Raw genomic sequence first — 1,043 nt, 5'->3', positions numbered from 1 at the left:
CCGCCCAGCCAGTGGCCCGCGCCACCGTCGCAAGCGCAGACGCAGGCGCCGGCGCGCGCGTCGCGACCCGGCCCAGCAGCAGCGCATCGGCTGCAAGGAACAACACCGCGAACAGCGCCCAGCGCTGCCACCAGCACATCTCGCACGGGACCAGCCCGCCGATCAGTTCAAAGCCATAGGCGCCGGCAAGCAGGGCCGCAGCGCCGGCCAGCAGCAGCGCCGGTCCCGCCGCTTCAGAACGCATATCTGACCACCACGAAGCCACCGACGAACAGCGCCGTGGCGGTCAACGCCAGCGCATTGAAATAGCGGTCAATCAGTGCCTGCGCCTGGGCGCCAAAGCGCTTCAGGATCAGCGCCACCAGGAAGAAACGCCCACCTCGGCCCAGCACCGAAGCCGCAATCAGCACCGGGACCGACAGCGCCACCGAACCGGCGGCGATGGTCGCCACCTTGTAGGGAATGGGCAGGAAGGCAAAAGCCAGCATCCACAGGAAGCCATTGGCCTTGATGTCGGCGGCGAAGGCCACGAACTTGTCCTCGTAGCCATAGAGTTCCAGCAGCGGCACGCCCACCGCCTGATAAAGCACGGCGCCGATCACATAGCCCAGCAGCGCGCCCGACACCGAGGCGACGGTGGAGACAGCGGCATAGCGGATCGAGCGTTCCGGCCGCGCGATCGACATCGGGATCTGCATCACGTCGGGCGGCACCGGGAAGAAGCTGCTGTCGGCAAAGCTGATCGCCGCCAGCCAGCGTTCGGCCATCGGGCCGGCGGCGCGGGCGAGGGTCCAGTCATACAGGCGACGCAGCACGGCGTTGGACTCTCCGCAAAAAAGCCTGACGCGGGCTTAGCCCGCGCGTGTGACGGCTGCAATCTCTCCCTCTGGCATTGCCGCTGCCACGCAAACAGCGGGGGCGAAGCGCCCGCCGGCTTCAGCGCGTGGCGGTGGCGGCCTGCGGGGCGCCCGCCACCTGCAGGCGCGGCGCGGCCGGCGGCCCCAGCCGGCCGACGAGCCGCAGCGCATAATCGAGCTGATAAT

At 69.0% G+C, this 1,043-nt stretch carries 2 protein-coding genes; both read right to left on the bottom strand.

Going from position 1 to position 1,043, the window contains the following annotated elements; translation table 11 throughout:
- The coding region (locus tag GJV64_RS14760) for a disulfide bond formation protein B (RefSeq protein WP_164158246.1) at window positions 1-244 on the bottom strand (244 nt) is incomplete at its 3' end.
- Entirely contained in the window at window positions 234-815 is a 582-nt protein-coding gene (locus GJV64_RS14755; protein WP_164158244.1) for a YqaA family protein, read from the bottom strand. The genes GJV64_RS14755 and GJV64_RS14760, both read right to left, overlap by 11 nt.
- Window positions 816-1,043: the final 228 nt, after the last annotated feature.

Source organism: Sandarakinorhabdus rubra, assembly GCF_010994245.1.
Classification (GTDB): domain Bacteria; phylum Pseudomonadota; class Alphaproteobacteria; order Sphingomonadales; family Sphingomonadaceae; genus Sandarakinorhabdus; species Sandarakinorhabdus rubra.
This window is presented reverse-complemented; position numbering and strand designations above follow the sequence as displayed.